Below are 23,851 nucleotides of genomic sequence, written 5' to 3'. Positions count from 1 at the left end.
ATATGAAGAAAGCAACATGATCATGACGCAAACACCTGTCCGCTGCGGCTGGGTCAACCTGGCCAATCCGCGCTATGTGCAGTATCACGACCACGAATGGGGGGTGCCCTGCCGCGATGAAAGGCGCCTCTTCGAGATGCTCAACCTGGAAGGAGCCCAGGCCGGGCTGTCGTGGGAGACCGTGCTCAACAAGCGCGAGAGCTACCGTGCCGCCTTCGACGACTGGGATGCCGAGAAGATTGCCCGTTATGACGAGCGCAAGGTGGCGCAATTGCTGGCCAATCCCGGCATCGTGCGCAACCGCCTGAAGGTGGCTGCCACCATCGGCAATGCACGTGCCTATCTGCAACTGCGCGAGGAAGTGGGCGGGCTCGACGCCTATCTGTGGGGCAAGGTCGATGGCCAGCCCATCGTCAACCGCTGGGCCTCGCTGGCGGATTGTCCGGCCAAGACCCCGCTGTCGGATGCGATTTCCAAGGAACTGGCCAGGCGCGGTTTCAAGTTTGTCGGTTCCACCATCATCTATGCCTATCTGCAGGGCGTGGGCGTGATCAATGATCACGTGATGGATTGCCATTGTCATGGCCGTTGAGGCCGGGCGTGCTCTGCACCAAAAGGCCAGCCGATGTGCGGCGGCAGGGCGCCGGTTTGGTTTACACTCGCAGCCTGCGATGCAGCAATAGCTTGCACCGTATGGATTCACGAGGCCGTCTGGCGCTGCCAGGCCGGTGGAGTTTGGGAGTAGCATGATTTTCGTCAAATGGTTTGGCTGGTCGGTCCTCTGGCTGCTGCCGCTGCTGCTGCGCACGGTAGCGCGCGCGCTCGGCCGCAAGTCCATCTTCGGCGGGCGCGGTGCCATTCGCCTGTGGTGCGGCAGCCTGCTGCTGCTGGGGGCCAGCAGTGCGGTCGAGTCGCTGGTGCGTTCGCAACTGGTCTCCGGCGATGAAGGACCGGGGGCCGCTCTGTTGGGCGCGGCCCTCATGGATGCGCTGGGCGGCAAGATCAGCCGTGGCATCGCCGCCGTGCTGATGCTGGGTTTGCTGGCGCTGGGATTGAAATGGGTGTTGAGCGCGATGTTCGGTCGCAGCGCCCCTGTGGGGCGCGATGAGCATCCGGAGCTGGACCTCGGGCCGCCGCGCCGCGGCAGCATCGAAAGCGAACGGGTACGCATGAGCGGTCATCACGGCATTGCCGGCCCATCCCGCAACAGCTTCCCGCCGGGTTCGGAACGCCGGGCACCGCTGCCGCGCGCGCCCTCGTCGGCCGCTGCCAGGCGCGTACCGCCTGCCTCGCCCTTCGCACCGCGTCCCCGTCCGGCGCGCCTGACGCCGGCCCCGGCACCCGAACGTCCGGCCGAGCAAGCGCCGCGCGACGATTGGAAAGTCCCCCTGTCGGCCCTGACCGGCGGCAGCCGCAACGGCCAGGCCACGCCCACCGGCAGCGCGCAGGGCGGCAAGTGGCCCTCGCTCAATGCGCGTCAGGCGGGGCCCGCCGCCAAGCCGCGTCCGGAATCCGAATGGGCCGCCTTCGAAAGCCTGCGTCCGACCGAAGCCATGCTGGCGCGTGCTGCTGCCAGTCGTGCCATCTCCGCGGCCAGTGCCGCAGCCGATGCCAGCCTGTCGCGCGCGGCCACGCCATCCCCGCCGATCCGTCCGATTCCGCCCTCCATTGCGCGCGGCAATCCGGCACCGGCCCAGCCTACGTGCAGCATTCGCATCAGCAGCGTGGGTCGTCCCCCTGAGGCGGGGAGTGCGGCAGACAAGCCAGCCGAGCGCGCCGATGTGGTGCCCACGCGCCTGATGCGTTCGCTGCAGCAGAGCAGCGGCGAGCAGGACACGGCCGCGCTGCTGCCGTCGCAACCGCAACCGCAGTTGCCGCCCATCGTGCCTCTGAGCCCGCAGGGACAGCCGCTGCCGCCATCCCTGGGGCCGCTGCCCGCTGCGGTTCCAGTGCCGCCGCCGGTCGTCGCTCCCGCCGTGCCGCCCTTCACGGCACCGATGCCCGAACCGCAGGAACCCATCGACCTGGGCACCTTCAACGCTCCCTGGTTCGACATGCTGCCCGACCCGGCGCCCGAACAGCCGCCCATCCAGCCTGCTCCGGCCTTCACGGTACGCATGCCCGATCCGGCCCCCGCCCATGTGCAAGCGGTCGCGATGGCATCGCAGAGGGGGATCGACGATATCGACGAGCCGCGTGTGGACATCCCGCTGCCCTCGCTGGATCTGCTCGATGAAGTGCCCGAATCGCGCATCGAGGTCGACCCCGAACAATTGCAGGAAACCGGTCGCCTGATCGAGCAGCGTCTGCGCGAATTCAAGGTGCCGGTCACGGTGCTGGGCGCCGAGGCCGGTCCGGTGATCACCCGCTTCGAGGTCGAGCCCGCGCAAGGCGTGCGCGGCGCCCAGGTGGTCAACCTGATGAAAGATCTTTCGCGCGCCCTGGGCCTGACGTCCATCCGCGTGGTCGAGACCATTCCCGGCAAGACCTGCATGGGCCTGGAACTGCCCAATGCGCGTCGACAGATGATCAAGCTCTCCGAGATCGTGCATTCGCAGGCTTATCGCAAGTCGGCTTCGCACCTGACCATTGCCATGGGCAAGGACATCACCGGCACGCCCGTGGTGACCGACCTGGCGCGCGCACCGCACATGCTGGTGGCCGGCACCACGGGTTCGGGCAAGTCGGTGGCCATCAATGCGATGATCCTCTCGCTGCTCTACAAGGCCACGCCCGAGGAAGTGCGCCTGATCATGATCGATCCCAAGATGCTGGAACTGTCGATCTACGAAGGCATCCCGCACCTGCTGGCGCCGGTGGTGACCGACATGCGTGAAGCCGCGCATGCGCTGAACTGGGCGGTGGAAGAGATGGAGCGGCGCTACAAGAAGATGTCCAAGCTGGGCGTGCGCAACCTGGCCGGCTACAACCAGAAGCTCGATGAAGCCGCTGCCCGGGGTGAGAAAATCCCCAATCCCTTCAGCTTGACGCCCGACGCGCCCGAGCCGCTGGAAAAACTGCCGACCATCGTCATCGTCATCGACGAACTGGCCGACCTCATGATGGTGGTCGGCAAGAAGGTGGAAGAACTGATTGCGCGTCTGGCACAGAAGGCGCGCGCGGCTGGCATCCACCTGATCCTGGCGACCCAGCGTCCTTCGGTGGACGTCATCACCGGTCTCATCAAGGCCAACATCCCGACTCGCGTGGCCTTCCAGGTCTCCTCCAAGATCGACTCGCGCACCGTGCTGGACCAGATGGGGGCCGAATCCCTGCTGGGCCATGGCGACATGCTGTTCCTGCCGCCGGGCTCGGGCTATCCGCAGCGGGTGCATGGCGCCTTCGTATCGGATGAGGAGGTGCACCGTGTGGTGGAGTACCTGAAGTCCTTCGGTGAGCCGCGCTATATCGAGGAAATCCTGGCCCCGCCGATTTCCGAGGACACGGCCCAGGCCGACATGTTCGCCGGTGGCGAGGGCGGCGATGCAGAATCCGATCCGCTCTACGACGAAGCGGTGGCCTTCGTGCTCAAGACGCGGCGAGCTTCCATCTCCTCGGTGCAGCGGCAATTGCGCATCGGCTACAACCGCGCCGCGCGTCTGGTGGAGCAGATGGAAACGGCCGGTGTACTCTCGGCCATGTCGCGCAATGGCAGCCGCGATATCCTGGTGCCGCCTTCGGGTGGCGGTGGCGAAGAATAAAAAGCGTAGCGCCAAAAGAAAATCGGCGGACCCTTGCAGGTCCGCCGATTTTTTTTGATCGCGCAGGGCGATCAGCCCATCAACTCAAGCCGTCACACATCGAGTTGCGTCACCAGCTTGGTATTGATGTAAGCCTCGATGGCCTCGGTGCCGCCTTCGGAACCGTAGCCGCTGTCCTTGACGCCGCCGAAAGGCAGTTCCGGCAGCGCCAGACCCAGGTGATTGATGGTCAGCATGCCGCTTTCCACGCGCGCGGCCAGGGCGTGCTTGGTGTGGGCCGACTTGGCGAAGGCATAGGCGGCCAGACCGAAGGGCAGGCGGTTGGCTTCGGCGATCACTTCATCGAGGGTCTCGAATGAATTGATCAGGGCCAGCGGGCCGAAGGGCTCTTCATTCATCACGCGGGCATGCAGTGGCACGTTGGTCAGCACGGTCGGCTGGAAGAAGTAACCCTTGTCACCCATGCGCTTGCCACCGGTACGCAGTTGTGCGCCTTGTGCGACGGCATCGTCGATCAGCGCTTCCAGTGCCGGGATGCGGCGCTTGTTGGCCACCGGACCCATGTTCACGCCGGCTTCCAGTCCATTGCCTACCTTCAGCTGTTCGGCATAGGTCACGAACTTGTCGACGAAGGCATTGAAAACACCCTTCTGCACCAGGAAGCGGGTCGGCGACACGCACACCTGACCAGCATTGCGGAACTTGGAGGTGGCCAGGGTCTTGGCCGCCAGATCCACATCAACATCATCAAACACCATGGCCGGTGCATGACCGCCCAGCTCCATGGTGGCCCGCTTCATGTGCTGGCCGGCCAGTGCTGCCAACTGCTTGCCTACCGGGGTGGAGCCGGTGAAGGAAATCTTCCTGATCACCGGATGCGGGATCAGATATTCCGAGATCTCGGCCGGCACGCCATAGACCAGGTTGATGACGCCTGCCGGAACGCCGGCATCGGCATAGGCGCGGATCAGTTCAGCCGGGGAGGCCGGGGTTTCTTCCGGAGCCTTGACGATGATGGAGCAGCCTGCAGCCAGCGCTGCCGACAGCTTGCGCACCACCTGGTTGATCGGGAAGTTCCACGGAGTGAAGGCGGCCACCGGACCGACCGGCTCCTTGATCACCATCTGGTAGGCACCCGGCACGCGGGCCGGCACCAGGCGGCCGTAGGTGCGGCGGGCTTCCTCGGCGAACCAGTCGATGGTATCGGCTGCGCCCAGGGTTTCCATTTTGGCTTCGCCCAGCGGCTTGCCTTGTTCCATGGTCATCAGGCGCGCCACTTCGTCCACGCGTTCGCGCAGCAGGTCGGCGGCGCGGCGCATGATCTTGGAACGCTCGAAGGCGGACATGTTGCGCCAGGTCTCGAAGCCCTTTTTGGCCGCTTCCAGCGCACGATCCAGGTCGCTGCGGTCAGCGTGGGCAATCTTGCCGATCACTTCTTCGGTCGCCGGGTTGACGACATCGATGGTGCGGCCGGAGGCGCTGGCGGTCCATTCGCCGTTGATGAAAAGCTGTACGTCCTTATACATGGGCAATCCTCGTTCGTCAGGTTGGGGGAGGGCCGGCGCCGCCCGCTCCGGCAACGACGCCGACAACGCAGGGCAGGCGCGATGGCCTGGGGAGAATGCAGACAGACCGGCGCGTGCCGCTCTGGTTCACGGGTGATGTTCACGCGGCAGGGTCATGGGCGATGTTCATGTGCAATGTTCATACGCGATATGCCGCCAGTGAAGACTTTCACCAAGACATCCTTTATACCACGCACACCGTTTTCGCGTTGCTTGCCGGGGCGCCGACAGCGGCTTCCTACAGGGCTGGACGGGCTGCCCACGAAAAGGAACAATCATTACCGCGCATCGGTCACACTGCCACAACAATATGTCAAGCCGAGGTCTCCATGAGCAGCTCTTCCGACCCGTTTCGTCCCGCTTCCCGTGATACTGCAGCCAGCCCTGATCCGGCCGAGGGCGGCGTGCCATCCACTGGTGGCCTGGTAGCCGGTGCACTGCTCAGTGCCGGCGTCGGGTTATGGCTGGGACGCAGGCGCCGCCAGCAGCGTGCCGCAGCCTCATCGCTACCGGGCCAGGCGGCGGGGCAGAGCGTCGCGCACGCCGGGACCGCCTCCCATGGCAGCAGCCACCATGGGCTGTCGGCGGGACTGGAGCGCGCCTTGCGCGTGGTGACCCTGGCCATGCCCCTGATCGCGGCCTGGCGCAAGGGGGCGGCGCGAGCCAGGGCGGCGGCGGCCAAGGGCAACAAGGAAGCGCCACTGCCAGCGGATGCGCCGGCCCGCATCGATATCGTCAAGGCCAGGCTGGAACCGGCGCCCTCCGATTACCTGGACCCGGCCGCCGAGGTCAAGATGATCCGGGGCGGCACGCGCGCCCAGCAGGCCTGGCAGATGACCCTGGCCGCCATCAATGCCTGGATCGATGACTTCGCGCCCAGCATGGGCGCGGCCATCGCCTACTACACCATCTTCTCGATTGCGCCCATGCTGGTGATCGCCATCGCGGTGGCCGGCATGCTGTTCGGCCACGACGCCGCGCAGGGCGAGATCGTCAACCAGATCCGCGACATCGTCGGTACCGAAGGGGCCTTCGCCATTCAGGGTTTGCTGAAGTCGGTGAGCCAGCCGCGCGAGGGCATGATCGCCGCCGGCATTTCGGTGGTGACGCTGGTCATCGGCGCCACGGCCGTGTTTTCCGAACTGCAGAGTGCACTGGACCGCATCTGGCGCATCCCCGCGGTCAAGCGCAAGAGCGGTGTGTGGCAACTGGCGCGTACGCGGCTGCTGTCCTTCGGTCTCATCATCGGTCTGGGCTTCCTGCTGATCATCTCGCTGGTGGTCAGTGCGGCGCTGGCGGCGCTGGGACGCTGGTGGGGCGGTTGGTTCGAGGGCTGGCAACTGTTGCTGCAGATGCTCAACTTCGTGCTGTCCTTCGTGGTGTTCTCCACGCTCTTCTCGATGATCTACAAGTTCATGCCGCGCGTGACCCTGTCCTGGCATGACGTGTGGATCGGTGCCGGGGCCACGACCGTGCTCTTCATCATCGGCAAGTACCTGATCGGCCTGTATCTGGGCAGCACCGGCATGACCTCGGGCTTCGGGGCGGCCGGCTCGTTCGCGCTGCTGCTGCTGTGGATCTACTATTCGGCGCAGATCTTCCTGCTGGGGGCCGAATTCACCTGGATCTACGCCAACAACTTCGGTTCACGTGCCAGGCGCCAGCGGCTGGTCAATACCGTGGAAGATCATCACGTGAGCATCGAGCAGGCGCAGCAGGTGGTGCGATCAGGAGACAACGCGCGCTAAACCGGAAGAAGGGCTGCACTGTCCTCGCTGGCCCAGCGTCGCAGGGTGTCGCCAAAGCCGCCGCGCGCCTTGCTCTGTTGGCGGGTGCTGGTGACCACGCGCACCTGCGCGCTCCAGGCAATGCGGGCGCCGATGCCCTGCAGGGCCTGTACCAGGGCGACATCCTCATGACAGCGCAGCGGTGGAAAACCGCCTGCGCGCACATACGCTTCTGCACTGACGCCGAGATTGGCACCATGGATATGGTCATGGCCGTCCTGGTCGCGATAGTGGCGCGCGAAGCGTTGCTGCACTTCCGGAGGATGATCGTGCCAACTGTCGGGTGTGACCGTGCCACAGACCGCTTCCGCTTTCAGGTGCAGCTGTGCTGCCAGCCAGTCGGGCGAGACCAGGGTATCGGCATCGGTAAAGGCCAGCCAGCGTGCACCCTCGGCAATCAGTGAGCGGGCGCCATGATGGCGCGCCACGCCGACATTGCCGACCTGCAGCGGCAGCAGCCTCACCGGGTGACGGCGCGCGATGGCCTCGGAAGCATCGCTGCAACTGTCGAGCACTACCACGATGCGTACTGCCTCGCCCTGCAGTTGCGCATGCGAAGCGGCCTTGCGTACGGCCCGCAAGCAGGCGTGCAGGGTGGCTTCTTCGTCGTGCGCGGGGATGACGATGCCGATCATGCTCACTCCTTCCAGAATGATGGTGTGCGTGCGATATCAAGGTTGGATCAGATCCTGCGCCAGAGATCGATCAGGATGTCCTCGTCTTCATAGCAGGCCTGGCGCTTCAGGCGCGGATGGGTATCGATGAGCTGGTGCATGGGCTGGGTGGCCAGCAGGCGGTCATCGAAATCCTTCTTCCAGTGGCAGGCCAGCAGGTGGCCCTGCGGTGCCAGGCTGGCGGCGGCCAGTGCCGCCAGCTCGGCCACGTTGGGTGCGTCGAAGTAGTAGCACAGCTCGGAAAACACGATCAGCCCCAGCGGCGGCATGTCCTGCGCCGCCGTCGGCCATTGTTCGGGCAGCGACTGCCGGCGCACCTGGACGTGCGGCAGGTGCGCGGTCTTTTCCCGGGCGATACGCACCGCTTCCGCGCAAAAATCGGAGGCCATCAGCCACTGGCAGCGGGTCGCCAGTTGCAGCGTCAGTTCACCGCTGCCGCATCCGGGTTCGAAGATGGCATTGCACTGCCGACGCGGCAGGATGGCCTCGATGATGGCGCGCTTGCGCTGTTCGTACCAGCGCTCGCGCGTCTTCCAGGGATCGTCGCTGGCCGCGTACAACTGGTCGAAATGGCCGCTGGCCGGAAACTGCGCTGTCGTCATAGGAAGAACACCTCATAGGGCCGCACGAAGTGCGCCAGCACGCCGGCCGGCAACACCGGATCGCGTTGGCCGTCGCGTCCGACCTGGCTGTGATAACAGCGCAGGGCGCGCCGTTTCATCATGCCGGTTCCGGCATCGAAGCTGAGTTTGTGCGCCCGGCCCCAGGGAAAATCGCCCCCCAGTGGTTGCGCCCAGTGCCAGCCCCAGATCGGCACTTCCACGAGCTTGCAGCCCAGTTCGTGTTCCAGTTCGGCGGCCACTTCGCCCACGGTTTCGTGATCGGGATGGCCGTCCAGGCGCCACGGTGCAAAGACGATGTCGGTAGGGCGCAATTGCGCGATCAGCCAGGCCTTCAGTTCCAGCCGATGTTGGCCGATCTGGCCGTCCGCAATCCTGGCCCGCAGGATCTGTGCCTGACCCGCGCCCAGACATTCCAGCGCCGCCCGGCTCTCCGCCGCACGCAGCAGGGGCAGGCGCGCGGCCAGGGGTGATGTCGCAGGATGGCTGTGCTCACCGTCACTGACGGCCACTACTGCGATTTCACGCATCATGCCGGCCAGTTGCGCGATCAGTCCGCCACAACCCAGCGTTTCGTCATCGGGATGCGGCGCCAGGATGACCGCACGTGAGCGTGGCGGCACCAGGTGGCACAGCTCCAGTTCGGGCAGAGCGTGCAGGCGCTGGCAGGATTGCCACACCTCCTCGGCGGTGCCATGGACGATATCGATATGGCGCGCCGAGTCTGCCGTCACGATGGACGGCGTGGCATTCACAGTAGGCATGGAGAAGGCTCCTCTTCAAGACTGGCGCTGGCCAGCGCCGCCAGATCGCGTTCGGCGTGGCTCTGGCGCAGCCACACCGGCAGGTCGGCCAGCAGGCGCGCACTGTGCCGGCTGCCGCAATAGGGATGGGGACCGAGTGCGGCCCCCAGATCATCGATGATCTGCAGGCTGGATCGCTCCACGATCAGACGGGCGCGCAGGGCATCCTGCATGGCGTTGGCACGTGGATGAGCATCAATGCGTGCGGCACTCTCGCGCAGGCAGGCAGCTGCCGCATGCTGGCCGCACAGCGCACTGCCCAGTCGCGCCAGCGCATGGCTGTCGGCGCGCCGTCTCAAGCCTTGTCGCAATGCGGCTACCAGCGCGCTGGCAGCGCCGTACCAGCAGGCGGCAATGCCGACGCCGCCGTGCCAGAAACCGGCACGCTCCAGATAAAAGCCGGGAGCACCGACCACCTGCGCTACCACGTTGCGCAGGTGCAGGCGCGCGGTGCGCGTGGCTGCCATGCCGATGGCAGCCCAGTCATCTTCGATGATGGTGACGCCCGGCTGACCCAGCTCCAGCGCCAGCAGCCAATAGCGGTCGTCGTCGTCACGGTGGCCGAGCAGGGCATGGGTGACAGCGGTCGCGCCGGAGCACCAGGATTTCTCGCCGTCGAGGATGACGTGATCTCCCTGTGCCGTCATGCGCAGGCTGCCCGGTCGGCCCTGGGCGCACCAGACGGCCCAGATGGAATGCAGCGGCAAGGGCCGCCGGGCCTCGGCCAGGATCGCCAGGGCGTCAGTATGGGCTTCAAACAATTTGGCCAGCGACAGATCCTGAGCGGCGACGGCGGCCAGCGCTTGCCAGCGACCCAGCGTCTCGCCCTGGCCGGGCAGGGGCAAGCGGTCCAGTCCCGCCACCACCAATTGACGCAACAGGCGCGCAGCGACCATGGGCAGCTGCGCGTGGCTGGCTTCCTGCAGGGCGGGCGCGATGAATTCCTCGAGCGCGGCAGGCAAGGAAGGGCAGGGTGGAGCGTAACGGCGGGCGGGGCTGCTCATCATGATGCGGGGGAGAAGATCAAGCGCACAGGCTGTGCAATGGGAGGCAGTATGCGCGTACTCGCGCTGGCAAGATGTCGGCGCGCTGCCGTGTTTGCCGTAGGAATTCATTAGCGCAGGGGCATGTCGCAGCGCTGCCTGTAGGAATCCGGAGCGCTGAAAATCGGTGCAGCGCCTACAGCCAAATTGCGTCGTCACTTTCATCATGAAGCTCCGGACGCAGAAGATGTTCATGCGCCGCGCCAAAGGGCGACCAGGTGATTACGCAGGGCGTCCCCCCACGAAACTGTCACGCTCGGAGAAGCGACATGAAAACCAAGGATATCCCCGAACAAGCCCATTTCGACGAATACAACAACGCCGCCGGTGGCTGGGGCTCGGTCAAGGCACTGGGTGCCATTCTGCAGCAGGAGCACGTGATCGCTACCGGCACGCGCATCCTGATGAAGCAGAACAAGCCCGATGGCTTTGCTTGCGTCAGCTGTTCCTGGGCCAAGCCGGCGGATCCGCATCTGTTCGAATTCTGTGAGAACGGCGCCAAGGCCACCGCCTGGGAAATCACCGGCAAGCGTGCCACGCCTGAGTTCTTCGCCCGGCATACCGTGGCCGAGATGGAAAGCTGGAACGATCTCGAACTGGAATCCACCGGTCGCCTCACCGAGCCCATGAAATACGACGCCGCCAGCGACCGCTATCTGCCGGTCTCGTGGGACGAGGCCTTCGATGACATCGCCGCGCAATTGCGTGCCATGGATCCGAAGAAGGTGGTGTTCTATGCCTCCGGACGCGCCTCGCTGGAGACCTCCTACCTGTACCAGCTCATGGCGCGCATGTATGGCACCAACAACCTGCCGGACAGTTCCAACATGTGCCACGAATCCACATCGGTGGCGCTGCCGCAGACCATCGGCGTACCGGTGGGCACGGTCACGCTGGACGATTTCGGGCAGACCGAGTGCATCCTCTTCTTCGGTCACAACACCGGCACCAATGCCCCGCGCATGCTGCATCCACTGGAGCAGGCGCGCAAGCGCGGCGTCCCGGTGATCACCTTCAATCCCTTGCGCGAACGCGGCCTGGAGCGCTTTGTCAATCCGCAATCGCCCAAGGAGATGATCACCCCCGCACATACCGACATCAGTTCGCAATATGTGCAGATCAGGATCGGTGGCGACACTGCCGCCGCCATCGGCATGGCCAAGCGCATCCTGGAACGCGACGACCGCGCCCGTACTGAAGGTTTGCCGCGCCTGCTGGACGTGGCCTTCATCGAGGAACACACCAGTGGCTTCGAGGAATTCGCGGCGGCCGCGCGCGCGGCCCAGTGGAGCGAGATCGAACGCCACGCCGGCGTCTCGCGTGCAGAGCTGGAGTTGGCTGCGGATACCTATGCCAGTGCCGGTCGCGCCATGCTCATGTATGGCATGGGCGTGACCCAGCATCGCGAAGCGGTGCGCACCATCCACATGCTGACCAATCTGCTGCTCATGCGCGGCAATATCGGCAAGCCCGGTGCCGGCATCTGCCCGATCCGAGGCCACTCCAATGTGCAGGGCCAGCGTACCGTGGGCATCACCGAAAAACCGCAGATGGTACCCAACGACAAGCTGCGCGCGCTTTATCATTTCGAGCCGCCGATGGAGCAGGGGCTCAATACGGTGGAAGCCTGCGAGAAGATCCGTGACGGCGCGTTGTCCGCCTTCTTCATGCTGGGCGGCAATTTCGTGCGCGCCATTCCCGATCATGGTGTGATGGAACCTGCCTGGCGCAAGCTGCCACTGACGGTTCAGGTGGTGACGCACTTCAACCGGTCCTGCGTGATCCACGGACAGACATCCCACGTGCTGCCCTGCCTGGGACGCATCGAGATCGATCGCCAGCGCAGTGGCGAGCAGGCGGTGTCGGTGGAAGACAGTACCGGCTGCATGCACGGTTCACGCGGCCGCGCCGAGCCGGCTTCGCCCCGGCTGCTGTCGGAACCGGCCATCGTGGCCGAGCTGGCCAAGCGCCTGCTGCCTGCGAATGCACACGTGGACTGGAATGCCTGGGTCGGGGATTACGCCCTGATTCGTGACGCCATCGAAGCGACCTATCCGGACATCTTCCGTGACTTCAATGAGCGCATGTGGACGCCCGGCGGCTTTGCGCGTCCGCTGGCGGCCCGCGAGCGGCAGTGGACGACACCCAATGGCAAGGCCAACTTCAAGACCCCGCAGGGATTCGAGCCGGACCCCGACATGCCCGCTGATGCGGCGGGCGTGCTGCGCCTGATGACCACGCGTGGGGACAGCCAGTTCAACACCACCGTGTATTCGCTGGACGATCGTTTCCGTGGAGTCTGGGGGACGCGCCGCGTGCTGCTGATGAACCAGCGCGATCTGCAGCAGCAGGGATTGGGGGCAGGTGATTTCGTGACGGCCGAGACGGTCTCGGAGGATGGCGTGGAGCGCCGCGTGGATCATCTGCGCGTGGAACCCTTCGATATTCCGGTGGGCTGCGTGATGGGTTACTTCCCCGAACTCAACCGGCTCATTCCGCTGTTCCATTACGCGCGGGGCAGCAAGGTGCCGGCGGCCAAGTCGATTCCGATTCGCTTGATTCCGGAAATTGCCGAGCCAGTGTTGTCCTGAGCACGGAGCTCAGGTTTTTCGAGAAGTCGTCAGAGAATGGAGGGACAGACTTGCCGCAGAGGGGAGGCATGGGCAAGCTGGCGTGCTGACTCGGAGAAATAAGTCCAGGTCTAATAAATTGAGTAAATACTGATAATGGACTTATAATTAAGGCGCATGAATTCGATCAAGTGGCACCCAAGAGCTATCAGGCAGTTATTGAAGATCAACCGCTCCGATCAAATCAGAATCAAGGACGCAACGGCCAAGTTGGAACTGATGCCGCATTGCCAGCAAGTGAAATCGCTGACGAATCATCCTTGTCAATTTCGGCTTCGGGTTGGTCACTATCGAGTCTTCTTCAACTTCGACGGAACTGTCCGCATTGTCTTTATCGAGGAAGTGAGCAAGCGCAATGAACGCACGTACTAATACTCAGATCATCCACGGGGCCGATGGAAAGCCGGCCTTCGTCGTGATCCCGTATGCGGATTATGTCAAGGAGCTCCCTCAAGAGGATGAAGCCTACGTTCCGCACGAGGTCGTCGCGATGATGGTCGAACACCAATGGACCCCCATGCGCAGCTGGCGCGAGCATCTGAACCTGACCCAGCAGGAGGTCGCCGCGCGCATAGGTATCTCGCAGTCGGCTTATGCACAGCAGGAACGCAGTACCCGCTTGCGCCCGCTGTCGTTGGAGCGGATCGCAGCGGCACTGGGAGTAAGCATCGAGCAACTGGATTTCTGAGCTACTTTGCAAGAGCGAAAAAAGCCCCGCCGAAGCGGGGCCAAGAGGGAACTGAGGATAGCTCAGGTTACAACACAAAAACACCTTGCTTGCTGGCGCGCCTGTCCTGAGCAATGATGGATATCGCCTCAGGCATGCGCTGCCGGACGAGGGCAATCATACGAAGGCGGCACGTCGTTGTCTCATGCTTTTGAAACATGAACGAATGCACGCCGTGCATGAGTCCGGCCAGTCCCCATCTGCCTTGCAGGGCAGCACACACAAAGCGCAGGTGAAAAAAAAGACCGCTCGCGCGGCCCCGGTGCAGGTCTGTGCAGGTGGACCGACTAAAAGAATTCCACCGTGTCGTTGGTCGTGATACCCGAGCGCAGCACACCCGAATTGACCAGTTCCTGGTAGTAGCAGATGCGATTGCGACCGCTCTTCTTGGCGTGATAGAGCGCCTGGTCGGCATGGCCCAGGATCACCACCGGCGTCTCCCGCGCGATATTGACGAAACCCAGGCTCACCGTCACCTTGCCGACCTGCGGGAAATCGTATTCCTGCACGTTCTGGCGGAAGCGGTCGAAGATCTTGCGCGCATCGGTGAGCGTGGTCGAGCGCAGCAAGATCACGAATTCCTCACCACCGAAACGGAAGATGCGGTCATGCGCACGGAACGATGCGCGCAGGATATTGGCCACCAGGATCAACACCTCATCCCCGTACAGATGGCCGTAGCGATCATTGACCTGTTTGAAGTGATCGATGTCGACCACCGCCAGCCAGTGACCCTTGGGTTCGTCGTTGCTCTCGTGACGGCGCTCGTCACGGTCCACCGAGTGCGCCTCGTGCGGCGCGATGGCAAAGGCGTAGCGGGTGAACTGTTCATCGAAGGTCTTGCGGTTGAACAGGCCAGTGAGTGCATCGCGCTCGCTGTAGTCGAGCAGGCTCTGGTAATTGCAATAGACGTGGAAGATGCCGTGGATCACGTCCAGCATGGCCGGTGCAAAGGGAACCTGGCTACGGATCTCCAGGCAGGAATTCATCTTGCCATGCAGCCAGACCGGCAGCCACAAAAGGTGCTGGCCATCGGCCGTGGTCTCCTGGAACTCATTGAGATGATTGCGGATGCAGGCCAGCATGGCCGGATAGGTCGACAGCGGTTCCTTGGGATCGTCGCTGGTGAGCTCGGCGATGGTGTGCACGGCACCATCGCGGATGACCATCTTTTCCTGCACGAAGTGTTCATCACGCAGCGTGAAGATGTCGAGCATGCGGATGGCCTCGACGTCGGTCAGCTGGTACAGCGCGGAGATGACCGAGATGGCCAGGCGGGAATGCTCCCGGTGGGCCGTGATTTCTACCAGATGCTTGAGCAGCGGTTTTTTCATCTCGTCGTCGATGTCCTGCATGAGCCCATTGTTCTATGTATGGTCGGTACTCGGCTGTGCTTGCCCGGCGTCTTCGACAGCGGGCTGGCTGACATGCCATGAAGCAGTGCCCGGCCATCGGCAGGAGCGCAGTCAGGAGCAAGGCATGTCACAGCGCAACGAAGACGATCCCGTTGCAAGATTCACGCCATCAAGCTAGCACGGAAGCAAAGCGATTTTACAGGCGGCAAGCAGGGGAATGAAGCAGTTTCTGCATTTCACTGCAGAAAAATCTCCATTTCATTTCCATGTGGAAACTCCAACTCTTGCGTGATTTTCACTTACGTGCGACTTGGTGAGTTTTTCTCTCCCGGGCGCCTTCCGATATCAGACAAACCGGCTACAAACCAGCTGTGTAGCGGAATTGACGCTGATCTGACATTGTCTGCCGGCGACCGGTCCTGCTTCTCATGCTCCGAAAATCAATACGCCAGTTCCGGGATTGACTTAAAAAAATCGCCGACTGGGTAGCCGGCGATTTTTGTTTATATCATTTACGATCTTGTTTCGGATTGCCGATGGCGGCTACCCTCCATCCAGCCTCAGGCATAGATGATCAGCAGGGCGACGGCAATGATGAGACCGAACTTGGTGATCTTGTAGACGGTCTTGTTCCAGTTCTTGAAGCGGCGGCGATACTGCCCGGCCAGCCAGACGAAACGGAACAGCTTGTTGACGCGCCCGGTCTGGTCGCCGGTCTCATTGGGGGAGGCGGCGGCGGTCATCATGGTGCGGCCGAGGAAGCCATTGATGGCTTCTGCCCAGCGATAGCGCAGCGGTCGCTCGACATCGCAGAAGAGGATGATACGGTTCGTCTCGGTACCGTTCTGCGCCCAGTGGATGAAGGTCTCGTCGAACACCACGCTCTGGCCATCGCGCCAGCTGTAGCGCTGGCCGTCGACTTCGATGAAGCAGCGGTCATCGTTGGGCGTGACCAGGCCCAGGTGGTAGCGCAGCGAACCGGCGAAGGGGTCGCGGTGCGGATTGAGGGTCCCGCCCGGGGCCAGCTCGGCGAACATGGCGGCCTTGACCGAGGGAATGCGCTTCAAGATTTCCACGGTCTTGGGGCAGAACTTCTCGGCCGAGGGATGACTGGCGTTGTACCACTTGAGGTAGAAGCGCTTCCAGCCAGCCTTGAAGAAGGAGTTGAAACCGGCATCATCATTTTTCTCCGCCGCCTTGATCTTGGCCATTTCACGCAGGGCCACGGCTTCGTCGCGGATCACTTCCCAGTTCTGGTCGATGATGGCCAGGTCATCAAACTGCTTGACGGCCGGATAAGGCACGGCTGGCACGCGCGAAAACGCGTACATGAACAGATTGATCGGCGACATGATCGACGAGTGGTCGAAGAACTGCCGAAGGAAGGGCAGGCGCACCCGACCTCGGAAGTGGATGAACAGGATGGAAAAGAGATAAATGAAGACAATTGCCCATTTCATTGCAGGGTCCTTTGATGTTGCCGGCCTCTTCAACTGAAGGAAAAGGCTGTGACGGATATCCGTCCATATGGGGTCGGGAGCAGGGAGATCAACGACAACAAGCGGTTCGAGCCGGGGCAGCAGCAGAAAAAAACAGGCTGGAAGAAGCCATGATGCCGCAAGATGCACGATGATGAGTTGAAATCCCGCTCACTGCGCAGGCCCGGCGAGACGCCGACGACGCAGAGCAAGCGAGGATTCTACACCAAGGGGGAGTCAGCGTTTGTAAGGAGGGCTGATTGCCCTATGTGAATATTCTTTCAACAGCGGCTTGCGCTGATCCAGATCAAGGGGATAAAAAAAGGACCGGGAGTCCGGTCCTTCGCGAGAGGGTGAAGCAAAAGGCTCAAGCGGCCTGGGTCACCACCTGGCGTGCCCGGTTCCAGCGCGGCAGTCCGGTGAAGGCGAAATCGATTTCCGGCACTTGGCCGGAGACGATCTCGGCAATCGCGCGGCCCGAACCGCAGCCCATGGTCCAGCCCAGGGTGCCGTGACCGGTGTTCAGATACAGGTTGGCGAACTTGGTCTTGCCCACATAGGGGACGTTGGAGGGCGTCAGCGGACGCAGGCCGGTCCAGTAGGTCGGGTTTTCGTAGTCGCAGCCATCGGGGAACAGTTCACGGGTGCGGCGGGTGATGGCTTCGCAGCGGGTGGTGTTCAGTTCGCGGGTATAGCCGTTCAGTTCGCAGGTACCGGCCACGCGCAGGCGGTCGCCCAGGCGCGAGACCACCAGCTTGTAGCCGTCGTCGGTGAGCGAGACGGTGGGGGCGGCGTCCGGGTTGGTGACCTTGTAGGTGGCCGAATAGCCCTTGCCGGGGTAGAGCAGCAGGTCGATGCCCAGCGGCTTGACCAGTTGCTGCGAGAAGCTGCCCATGGCGACCACGAAGGTGTCGGCCTGCAAGACTTCATGGCGGCCGTCCGGGTTGATGATTTCCACGCCGGTCACGCGGGCCGATGCACCGGCACCTTCGGTAATGAGACGGGTGATGGTGGTGGAATAGCGGAATTCGACGCCGGCTTCCTCGCTCTTCTTGGCCAGGCCGGTGGTGAGCTTGAAGACATCACCCGATTCATCGGTGGCGGTGAAGTCGCCGCCGACGATCTTGTTGCGGATCGAGGCCAGTGCCGGTTCGATGCGTATCACTTCATCGGCGCCGATGGATTCGCGTGGGCAGCCCAGGTCGCGCATGAGCTTGGCGGCCGGCAGGGAGTCCTGGAATTCCTTTTCTTCAGTATAGAAGTGCAGGATCCCGCGGGTCAGGTGGTCGTACTGCACGCCCGTCTCTGCGCGCACGGCCTGCAGGGTCTGGCGGCTGTATTCGCACAGGGCGACGATGTTGCGGATGTTCTCGTCGGTGCGGGCGGCGGTGCATTCGCGCAGGAAGGCCACGGCCCACTTCCATTGCAGCCATTCCGGACGGAAGCGGTAGAGCAGCGGGGCGTCTTCCTTGCCCAGCCACTTCAGGACCTTCATCGGGGCAGCCGGATTGGCCCAGGGTTCAGCGTGCGAGACCGAGATCTGGCAGCCGTTGGCGAAGCTGGTTTCCTGCGCTGCGCCGGGCTGACGGTCAATGACGGTGACGTCGTAGCCCTGCTTCTTCAGGAACCAGGCCGAAGCGGTTCCGATAATGCCTGCGCCCAATACGATCACTTTCATCTTGCTCTCCCGGTGTTGCGTGAACTTGCTGTGGTTGTTCGGACGTTCGCATCCCTGAATTCAAATGCGAACAATGCAAGCATTGTAAGAAAAGCGTGATTGCAGATGTGATCAATACTGGATCAATTTTTTGTGAATAAAAAGACTGATGCGGAATTTTTATTCAAAATAAAAAGAAAAATCAGATCGTATTTACATTTTTGAAGATGTGAAACGTGCCATCTCTTCCGCGACGGCCCGCTCTACCGTTTCGGTCAAGGCATCGCGCAGGCCTTCCCTGACGCGCTGCATCACGATCTCGGAAAGATGGTCCAGGGCCAGCGCCATCTGGTCTTGCAGGTGTTGGTGCAGCACGGTATCGACGCGTTCGAGCAGGCTTTGCAGGACGTTTTCGCGGATTTCCTGTTCCCATTGGCGGTATTGCTCGGCGACCGGGGTAACCGGGGGCATGGCGGCCATCATGGGCGCCGCAGCGGCGGGCGCCTGGTAGCTGGCCGCAGCAGGCTGGGTGTGGAAGGCGCCGGGTTGCGCGGGCGCGGTGTAATCCGGGGCGGCAGGTGCCAGCGGGATGATCTCGGTGAGGAGGGGAATGCTGTTGTCGTCGTGGTTCATGGCATGAGCGGGCGGGGCGGGCTCAGGCGGCCACATGGTGCGAGAGGGGGTAGCCGCGTTCTTTATAGAAACGGTAGCGGTCACGGCCGGCGGCCTTGTCGGCATCGTCGGCGGAAATGATTTCCAGCAGGCGTTCGAAGCGGGCGAAGTGCGCGGGGGTGTCGCCACCCAGGTTGATGAGGATCTGGTGGTGCGGCAGTTCGGTGCTGTCGTCGGCGGTCAGGATGATGGGCGTCTGCGCCGCCAGCGGGTCGCCGGCCATCACGTGGGGCAGGAAATCCTGCTCGGAGAAGCTCCAGAGCGCCTGGTCGAGCTGCTGCAACTCGGCGCGGTCGGGCGTGCGCAGCACCAGGTTGGCGCCGGAAGCGCGCGCTTTGCGCACCAGACGGCACACGTAAGCGATCTTTTGCGGGACGTTGCTGTGAAAGTCGATTCGGGTCATCCCGTCAGTATAGTGGGTCGCGGTGCAGCAGGCTATCGGAGTGCCAAAGAACGCCCTTGTCCGCCGGATTTCGGTGGTGGTTCCCGTCAGGTGAGTCGATCTTTTTCGAGAAATGGAGTCTGATTGCTTGAGGGCAATCTGCTTTGCCGGTTGTCAAATTTAGACTCCTTTCACTCCAAAACGTCAGCACCTCTTCAGCGAGCGCTGATGGGCTTTGGGGCGAGCGTTTGCGACTGATGGAAGGAGCAAAAATGAAACACACGGAATCGGATGGGCGGCACTTGGCAAGCGATTTTTCAGGCAGCATCGGCACGCATGGCCTTCTACAAGCTGGCTACCTGTGCCGGACGGGAGATCGCGCATGAAGATCATCGGTTGGATTCGCTACGGTGACAAAGCCGCCTGCGGTGGTACGGTGATCGAAGGTGACCAGACTTGCCTCAGCCATGGGCGTGCCTACGCATTCCAAGGCGCTCGCATGGCGTGCCGCAAGCATGAGCAAGATTCTGGTGCAACAAGCCAAGGTGCGGACCAACACCATCAAGGACTCGGTGTGCAAGATTGACGTGCCTGTCGTGAAATTCTCGGACCTGTGGGACAACTACGTGAGTGGCGCTCCGTTCAAGCCGGGGCCTGAGGACAAAGGGGACTACAGCAACCAGTGCGCCTTGCGCGTCAGTGCCACATTTCACAAGGTGGGCATTCAGATGCGCTCCTTCTCGCAGAAGACGGTCAAGCCGATGCCAGGCGCCAAAGCCTTGGGCCGTGTCATGATGGATGGCAAGCCGGCAGCCGTGCGAGCGTATGAGCTTGGCGAGTGGCTCAAGCTGCAACCATTCTGCGGTTTGCCCAAGCAGCCAGAGGACATCACAGGCAAGGATTGGGAGTCGAAGGTGAAAGGGCGTACAGGGATCATCATGTTTCATGCGTATTGGACTCATGAGGGACAGGCTGCCGCCAATGCAAGCGGTGGGCATATTGACCTTTGGAATGGGTCACGCATGACTATCAGCGGAGCTGGCAGCTTTTTGGTAATGATGGGGCGCTATCTGGGACGGCAATCGTTTTTCCCTGGGACTCGCTACGGCTACTCTGACCTACGGAATTCAAAGGTCATTCTGTTCTGGGCGGTAGAGTGATCCGCCGGTCCGCTATAGCGTTGTTGTTTGCTGTCCTAGGTTTTTTCAGCCTGATATTGCTTGGCGTTGCTGAAGCAAAAATATGTGAACTCTTTCCAGGGTTGCGTCAGTGCCGCTCTGAGTTTCACAGATGCGGTCTTGACTGCTCTGAGTTGTGGTCGCTGACTGAGCAGATAAAAGCATTTTTGTTTTATTTCAGCCCGTCGATAGTGTTCGCCGTTACCGCATTCATTTTCAGTAAACGTCGTCATCGGACCATCGTTTGGGGCGCTCTACTTCTCGGTCTTGTGTCAGTACACGGCATATTACTGTGGGTTGGCTATGTCATTAGCATTAGCGGCTGATCTGGTTATTTACGAGGAACAAGTTCTTGTAGCCTCAGGAAAAAACGCCCCAAAAAACGATAAAGCCTTGGTTTTTGCCAAGGCTTTATCGTTCATCTGAAGAACTGTCTACTCAGGCCGCCATCCCACTATGCCGCAACAGCGCATCAATGCTCGGCTCCCGCCCACGGAACGCCTTGAAGGACTCGATGGCCGGACGCGAACCGCCCACGGCCAGGATTTCCTGCTGGAAGCGGCGGCCGGTTTCCAGCGAGATCACATTGCCGCTGCTGGCAGCTGCCTCTTCAAAGGCGCTGTAAGCGTCAGCCGACAGCACTTCCGCCCACTTGTAGCTGTAGTAACCCGCCGCATACCCACCCGCAAAGATGTGCGAGAACGAATGCTGGAAACGGTTGAACTCCGGCGGACGGATCACGGCGATGCGGTCGCGCACGCTGTCGAGCAGTTGCTGCACGGTCTGGTTGCCGCCCACTTCATATTCATGGTGGATCAGCATGTCGAACAGCGAAAACTCCACCTGGCGCAGCATCTGCAAGCCGGACTGGAAGTTCTTGGCGGCGATCATCTTGTCATACAGCGCGCGCGGCAGCGGCTCGCCGGTTTCTGCATGTGCAGTCAGCTGCTGCAGCACATCCCATTCCCAGCAGAAGTTTTCCATGAACTGTGAAGGCAGTTCCACCGCATCCCATTCCACGCCGGAAATACCCGATACGCCCACTTCATCGACCTGCGTCAGCATGTGGTGCAGGCCATGGCCAAACTCATGGAACAGGGTGATGACTTCATCATGGGTGAACAGGGCCGGCTTGGTCACGCCATCGACCATGGCAGGTTCGGTGAAATTGCAGACCAGATAGGCAATCGGGGTTTGCACGCCTTGCGCGGTGAGGCGGCGGGCGCGGGCGTCATCCATCCAGGCGCCGCCACGCTTGCCGGAGCGGGCATACAGGTCCAGATAGAACTGGCCGACCAGCTGGCCATCGCGCTCGATGCGGAAGAACTTCACATCCTTGTGCCAGACCGGGGCGGTATCGGGCTTGATCTGCACGCCGAACAGTTGCTGCGCTACCTGGAACAGGCCGCCGACCACCTTGGGTTCGGGGAAATATTGCTTCACTTCCTGTTCCGAGAAGGCGTAGCGCTGCTCGCGCAGCTTTTCGGAGGCATAGGTGCTGTCCCAAGCCTTCAGTTCGTCCAGGCCCAGCTTTTCGCGGGCGAAGGTCTTCAGTTCTTCATAGTCTTTCTGGCCGAAGGGGCGGGCGCGCTGGCCCAGGTCTTCCAGGAAGGCAATCACTTCGCTGGGCGACTTGGCCATCTTGGCCACCAGCGAGACTTCGGCGAAGTTGGCATAGCCCAGCAATTGCGCTTCTTCCTTGCGCAGTTGCAGGATCTGGTCGATGTTGGCGCTGTTGTCCCATTCGGGCTTTGCGCCCAGTTCCGACGCCTTGGTCGCGTTGGCGCGGTAGATCTTCTCGCGCAGCGCGCGATTATCTGCATATTGCAGAACCGGGAAATACGAGGGGAAGTGCAGCGTGAACTTGTAGCCGGGCTTGCCGTCCTTCTCGGCGGCGGCACGTGCAGCTTGCTTCACATCGGTCGGAAGCCCCGACAGTTCGGCCTCGTCCTCGACGAAGAGGGCGAAGTCATTGGTGGCGTCCAGCACGTTTTCGGAGAAACGCGTGGTCAGCATGGCCTGCTTTTCCTGGATCTCGGCGAAGCGTTCCTTCTTGTCCTCGGCCAGTTCGGCACCGGACAGACGGAAATCGCGCACGGCATTGTCCACCACCTTGCGGCGCGCGGCCGACAGGGAAGCGAAGGCCGGGCTGGTCTGCAGCGCCTTGTACTTCTCGAACAAGGCCAGGTTCTGGCCCAGCCCGGTCCAGAATTCCACCAGGCGCGGCTGGTTCTCATTGTAGGTGGCGCGCAGGGCCGGGGTGTCCATCACCGAATTCAAGTGGCCGACCACGCTCCAGGCGCGGCCCAGCTTTTCGGTGGCCGATTCCAGCGGCTCGACGAAATTGTCCCAGGTGACTTCGGCCATCGGCGCTTCCAGTTCGGTGACCAGACGGCTGGCGTCGGCCAGCAGCTTGTCCAGCGCCGGGGTGACGTGTTCGGGCTGGATGGCGTCGAACTGGGCATAGCCCGAGAAATCGAGCAGGGGATTGGCGGCGATGTCGGTGGTGGTCATGGGCTCTCGTTTCTCTGAAAACATCCGGCAGCCAGGCTGCCGGAGGGTATTGCGCTAGGGGCGTGCCGATCAGCTGCGTTCGGCGGCTTCGATGGTGTTGACCAGCAGCATGGTGATGGTCATCGGACCCACGCCACCCGGCACCGGGGTGATCCAGCCGGCGACTTCCTTCGCGTTGGCGAAATCGACGTCGCCACACAGCTTGCCGTTGTCATCGCGGTTCATGCCGACGTCGATGACGACCGCGCCAGGCTTGACCATATCCGCAGTGACAATGTTGCGCTTGCCGGTGGCGACCACCAGGATGTCGGCCTGGCGGGTGTGGTGGCCGAGGTCACGGGTCTTGGAGTTACAGATAGTGACGGTGGCACCCGCTTGCAAGAGCAACATGGCTTGCGGCTTGCCGACGATGTTGGAAGCCCCCACCACCACGGCATTGGCGCCGCGCACCGGGTAATTGATCGATTCCAGCATCTTCATGACGCCGTAGGGCGTGCAGGGGCGGAACAGCGGCTGGCCGGTCATCAACAGGCCGGCGTTGCTGACGTGGAAGCCGTCCACATCCTTTTCCGGGGCGATGGCTTCGATCACCTTGTGGGCGTCGATGTGCGCCGGCAGCGGCAGCTGCACCAGGATGCCGTTGATCTTGGGATCGCCGTTGAGGGCGTCGATGCGGGCCAGGAGCTCGGCTTCCGTCATCGTGGCTTCATATTTCTCAAGAACAGAATGAAGGCCATTGTCCTGGCAGGCCTTGACCTTGTTGCGCACGTAGACCTGGGAAGCCGGGCTGTCGCCCACCAGGATCACGGCCAGGCCGGGTTGCTTGCCTTGGGCGGTGAGGGCGGCGGCGCGCTGGGCCACTTCGGCGCGCAGTTGTTGGGAGAGCAGGTTTCCGTCGATCAGTTGGGCAGACATGGCAGATAGGGCAAATAGAAAGTGAAGGGCAGGGCTGGGAAGAAAGCGCCCGGACAGGCCGGGGCCACTGAAGGGCGCTAGGCGCCAGAACCCGTGATTATAAAGCCAGGCGGCAGGCCGGACGAAATGCCGGCGAGCGAGGATTTGTTG

At 62.4% G+C, this 23,851-nt stretch carries 19 protein-coding genes; 7 read left to right on the top strand and 12 right to left on the bottom strand.

All coding sequences use genetic code 11. The features are described from left to right. The first annotated feature begins 22 nt into the window (after positions 1–22). Both ACODSZ_RS00825 and ACODSZ_RS00820 read left to right on the top strand, forming a co-directional pair. Positions 23–592, top strand: a complete 570-nt coding sequence (locus ACODSZ_RS00825) for a DNA-3-methyladenine glycosylase I (RefSeq protein ID WP_488926837.1) — start codon at positions 23–25, stop codon at positions 590–592. A 154-nt stretch (positions 593–746) separates the two neighbouring features. Further along, entirely contained in the window at positions 747–3,701 is a 2,955-nt protein-coding gene (locus tag ACODSZ_RS00820) for a DNA translocase FtsK (protein WP_488926836.1), read from the top strand. 92 nt (positions 3,702–3,793) lie between these two features. On the opposite strand, the gene ACODSZ_RS00815 is transcribed toward ACODSZ_RS00820, so the two are convergent. Then, entirely contained in the window at positions 3,794–5,227 is a 1,434-nt protein-coding gene (locus tag ACODSZ_RS00815) for an NAD-dependent succinate-semialdehyde dehydrogenase (protein ID WP_008326977.1), read from the bottom strand. Between the two features lie 368 nt (positions 5,228–5,595). Between ACODSZ_RS00815 and ACODSZ_RS00810 the strand changes: the two genes are divergently transcribed. Continuing rightward, positions 5,596–7,014, top strand: coding sequence for a YihY/virulence factor BrkB family protein (locus ACODSZ_RS00810; protein WP_488926835.1), 1,419 nt, complete (start codon positions 5,596–5,598; stop codon positions 7,012–7,014). On the opposite strand, the gene ACODSZ_RS00805 is transcribed toward ACODSZ_RS00810, so the two are convergent. The 4 genes from ACODSZ_RS00805 to ACODSZ_RS00790 are packed head-to-tail and all read right to left on the bottom strand — an operon-like array spanning position 7,011 to position 10,154. Beyond that, positions 7,011–7,688, bottom strand: coding sequence for a glycosyltransferase family 2 protein (locus tag ACODSZ_RS00805; protein ID WP_175343098.1), 678 nt, complete (start codon positions 7,686–7,688; stop codon positions 7,011–7,013). The two genes, ACODSZ_RS00810 and ACODSZ_RS00805, sit on opposite strands and share 4 nt — an antisense overlap. A gap of 47 nt (positions 7,689–7,735) precedes the next feature. Then, on the bottom strand, positions 7,736–8,329 hold the full coding sequence (locus ACODSZ_RS00800; RefSeq protein ID WP_488926834.1) for an SAM-dependent methyltransferase: 594 nt from the start codon (positions 8,327–8,329) through the stop codon (positions 7,736–7,738). Next, positions 8,326–9,111 (bottom strand): PIG-L deacetylase family protein, encoded by a 786-nt coding sequence (locus ACODSZ_RS00795; protein WP_175343096.1) that lies wholly within the window; start codon positions 9,109–9,111, stop codon positions 8,326–8,328. Before ACODSZ_RS00795 ends, ACODSZ_RS00800 begins: the two co-directional genes overlap by 4 nt. Further along, the gene (locus tag ACODSZ_RS00790) at positions 9,099–10,154 is read right to left on the bottom strand and encodes an acyl-CoA dehydrogenase family protein (protein ID WP_488926833.1); all 1,056 of its coding nucleotides are present in this window, start codon (positions 10,152–10,154) and stop codon (positions 9,099–9,101) included. The genes ACODSZ_RS00795 and ACODSZ_RS00790 overlap by 13 nt, the downstream gene beginning before the upstream one ends. 308 nt (positions 10,155–10,462) lie before the next feature. Here ACODSZ_RS00790 and ACODSZ_RS00785 point away from each other — a divergent pair, with 308 nt between their 5' ends. The 3 genes from ACODSZ_RS00785 (at position 10,463) to ACODSZ_RS00775 (ending at position 13,511) form a co-directional block, all read left to right on the top strand. Continuing rightward, positions 10,463–12,784 carry an FdhF/YdeP family oxidoreductase gene (locus ACODSZ_RS00785; RefSeq protein WP_488926832.1) on the top strand — a complete coding sequence of 774 codons (2,322 nt, stop codon included), beginning with the start codon at positions 10,463–10,465 and terminating at the stop codon, positions 12,782–12,784. Between the two features lie 156 nt (positions 12,785–12,940). Then, positions 12,941–13,195, top strand: a complete 255-nt coding sequence (locus ACODSZ_RS00780) for a type II toxin-antitoxin system RelE family toxin (RefSeq protein WP_034350033.1) — start codon at positions 12,941–12,943, stop codon at positions 13,193–13,195. Then, on the top strand, positions 13,179–13,511 hold the full coding sequence (locus tag ACODSZ_RS00775) for a helix-turn-helix domain-containing protein (RefSeq protein WP_034350035.1): 333 nt from the start codon (positions 13,179–13,181) through the stop codon (positions 13,509–13,511). Before ACODSZ_RS00780 ends, ACODSZ_RS00775 begins: the two co-directional genes overlap by 17 nt. 326 nt (positions 13,512–13,837) lie before the next feature. Here ACODSZ_RS00775 and ACODSZ_RS00770 read toward each other — a convergent pair whose 3' ends face one another. The 5 genes from ACODSZ_RS00770 to ACODSZ_RS00750 form a co-directional block, all read right to left on the bottom strand. Further along, entirely contained in the window at positions 13,838–14,905 is a 1,068-nt protein-coding gene (locus ACODSZ_RS00770; RefSeq protein WP_008326997.1) for a GGDEF domain-containing protein, read from the bottom strand. Positions 14,906–15,465: 560 nt separating this feature from the next. After that, complete coding sequence (gene lpxO / locus ACODSZ_RS00765; RefSeq protein WP_008326998.1) at positions 15,466–16,365, bottom strand: lipid A hydroxylase LpxO; 900 nt, start codon at positions 16,363–16,365, stop codon at positions 15,466–15,468. Between the two features lie 385 nt (positions 16,366–16,750). Then, positions 16,751–18,061 carry a D-amino acid dehydrogenase gene (locus ACODSZ_RS00760; RefSeq protein WP_175343093.1) on the bottom strand — a complete coding sequence of 437 codons (1,311 nt, stop codon included), beginning with the start codon at positions 18,059–18,061 and terminating at the stop codon, positions 16,751–16,753. A gap of 192 nt (positions 18,062–18,253) precedes the next feature. Then, complete coding sequence (locus tag ACODSZ_RS00755; RefSeq protein ID WP_008327000.1) at positions 18,254–18,673, bottom strand: hypothetical protein; 420 nt, start codon at positions 18,671–18,673, stop codon at positions 18,254–18,256. A gap of 22 nt (positions 18,674–18,695) precedes the next feature. Continuing rightward, positions 18,696–19,115, bottom strand: coding sequence for a DNA polymerase III subunit chi (locus ACODSZ_RS00750; RefSeq protein ID WP_008327001.1), 420 nt, complete (start codon positions 19,113–19,115; stop codon positions 18,696–18,698). A gap of 494 nt (positions 19,116–19,609) precedes the next feature. Here ACODSZ_RS00750 and ACODSZ_RS00745 point away from each other — a divergent pair, with 494 nt between their 5' ends. Beyond that, positions 19,610–20,254, top strand: coding sequence for a type VI secretion system amidase effector protein Tae4 (locus ACODSZ_RS00745; protein WP_044530868.1), 645 nt, complete (start codon positions 19,610–19,612; stop codon positions 20,252–20,254). Between the two features lie 456 nt (positions 20,255–20,710). On the opposite strand, the gene ACODSZ_RS00740 is transcribed toward ACODSZ_RS00745, so the two are convergent. Both ACODSZ_RS00740 and folD read right to left on the bottom strand, forming a co-directional pair. Further along, the gene (locus tag ACODSZ_RS00740) at positions 20,711–22,786 is read right to left on the bottom strand and encodes a M3 family metallopeptidase (protein ID WP_488926831.1); all 2,076 of its coding nucleotides are present in this window, start codon (positions 22,784–22,786) and stop codon (positions 20,711–20,713) included. 69 nt (positions 22,787–22,855) lie between these two features. Further along, on the bottom strand, positions 22,856–23,701 hold the full coding sequence (gene folD / locus ACODSZ_RS00735; protein ID WP_008327011.1) for a bifunctional methylenetetrahydrofolate dehydrogenase/methenyltetrahydrofolate cyclohydrolase FolD: 846 nt from the start codon (positions 23,699–23,701) through the stop codon (positions 22,856–22,858). Between the last annotated feature and the right edge of the window lie 150 nt (positions 23,702–23,851).

The organism is Herbaspirillum sp. FG34 (assembly GCF_057809315.1).
Note: the sequence above shows the minus strand (reverse complement) of the source record. Positions and strands in the feature narration are given on the sequence as shown.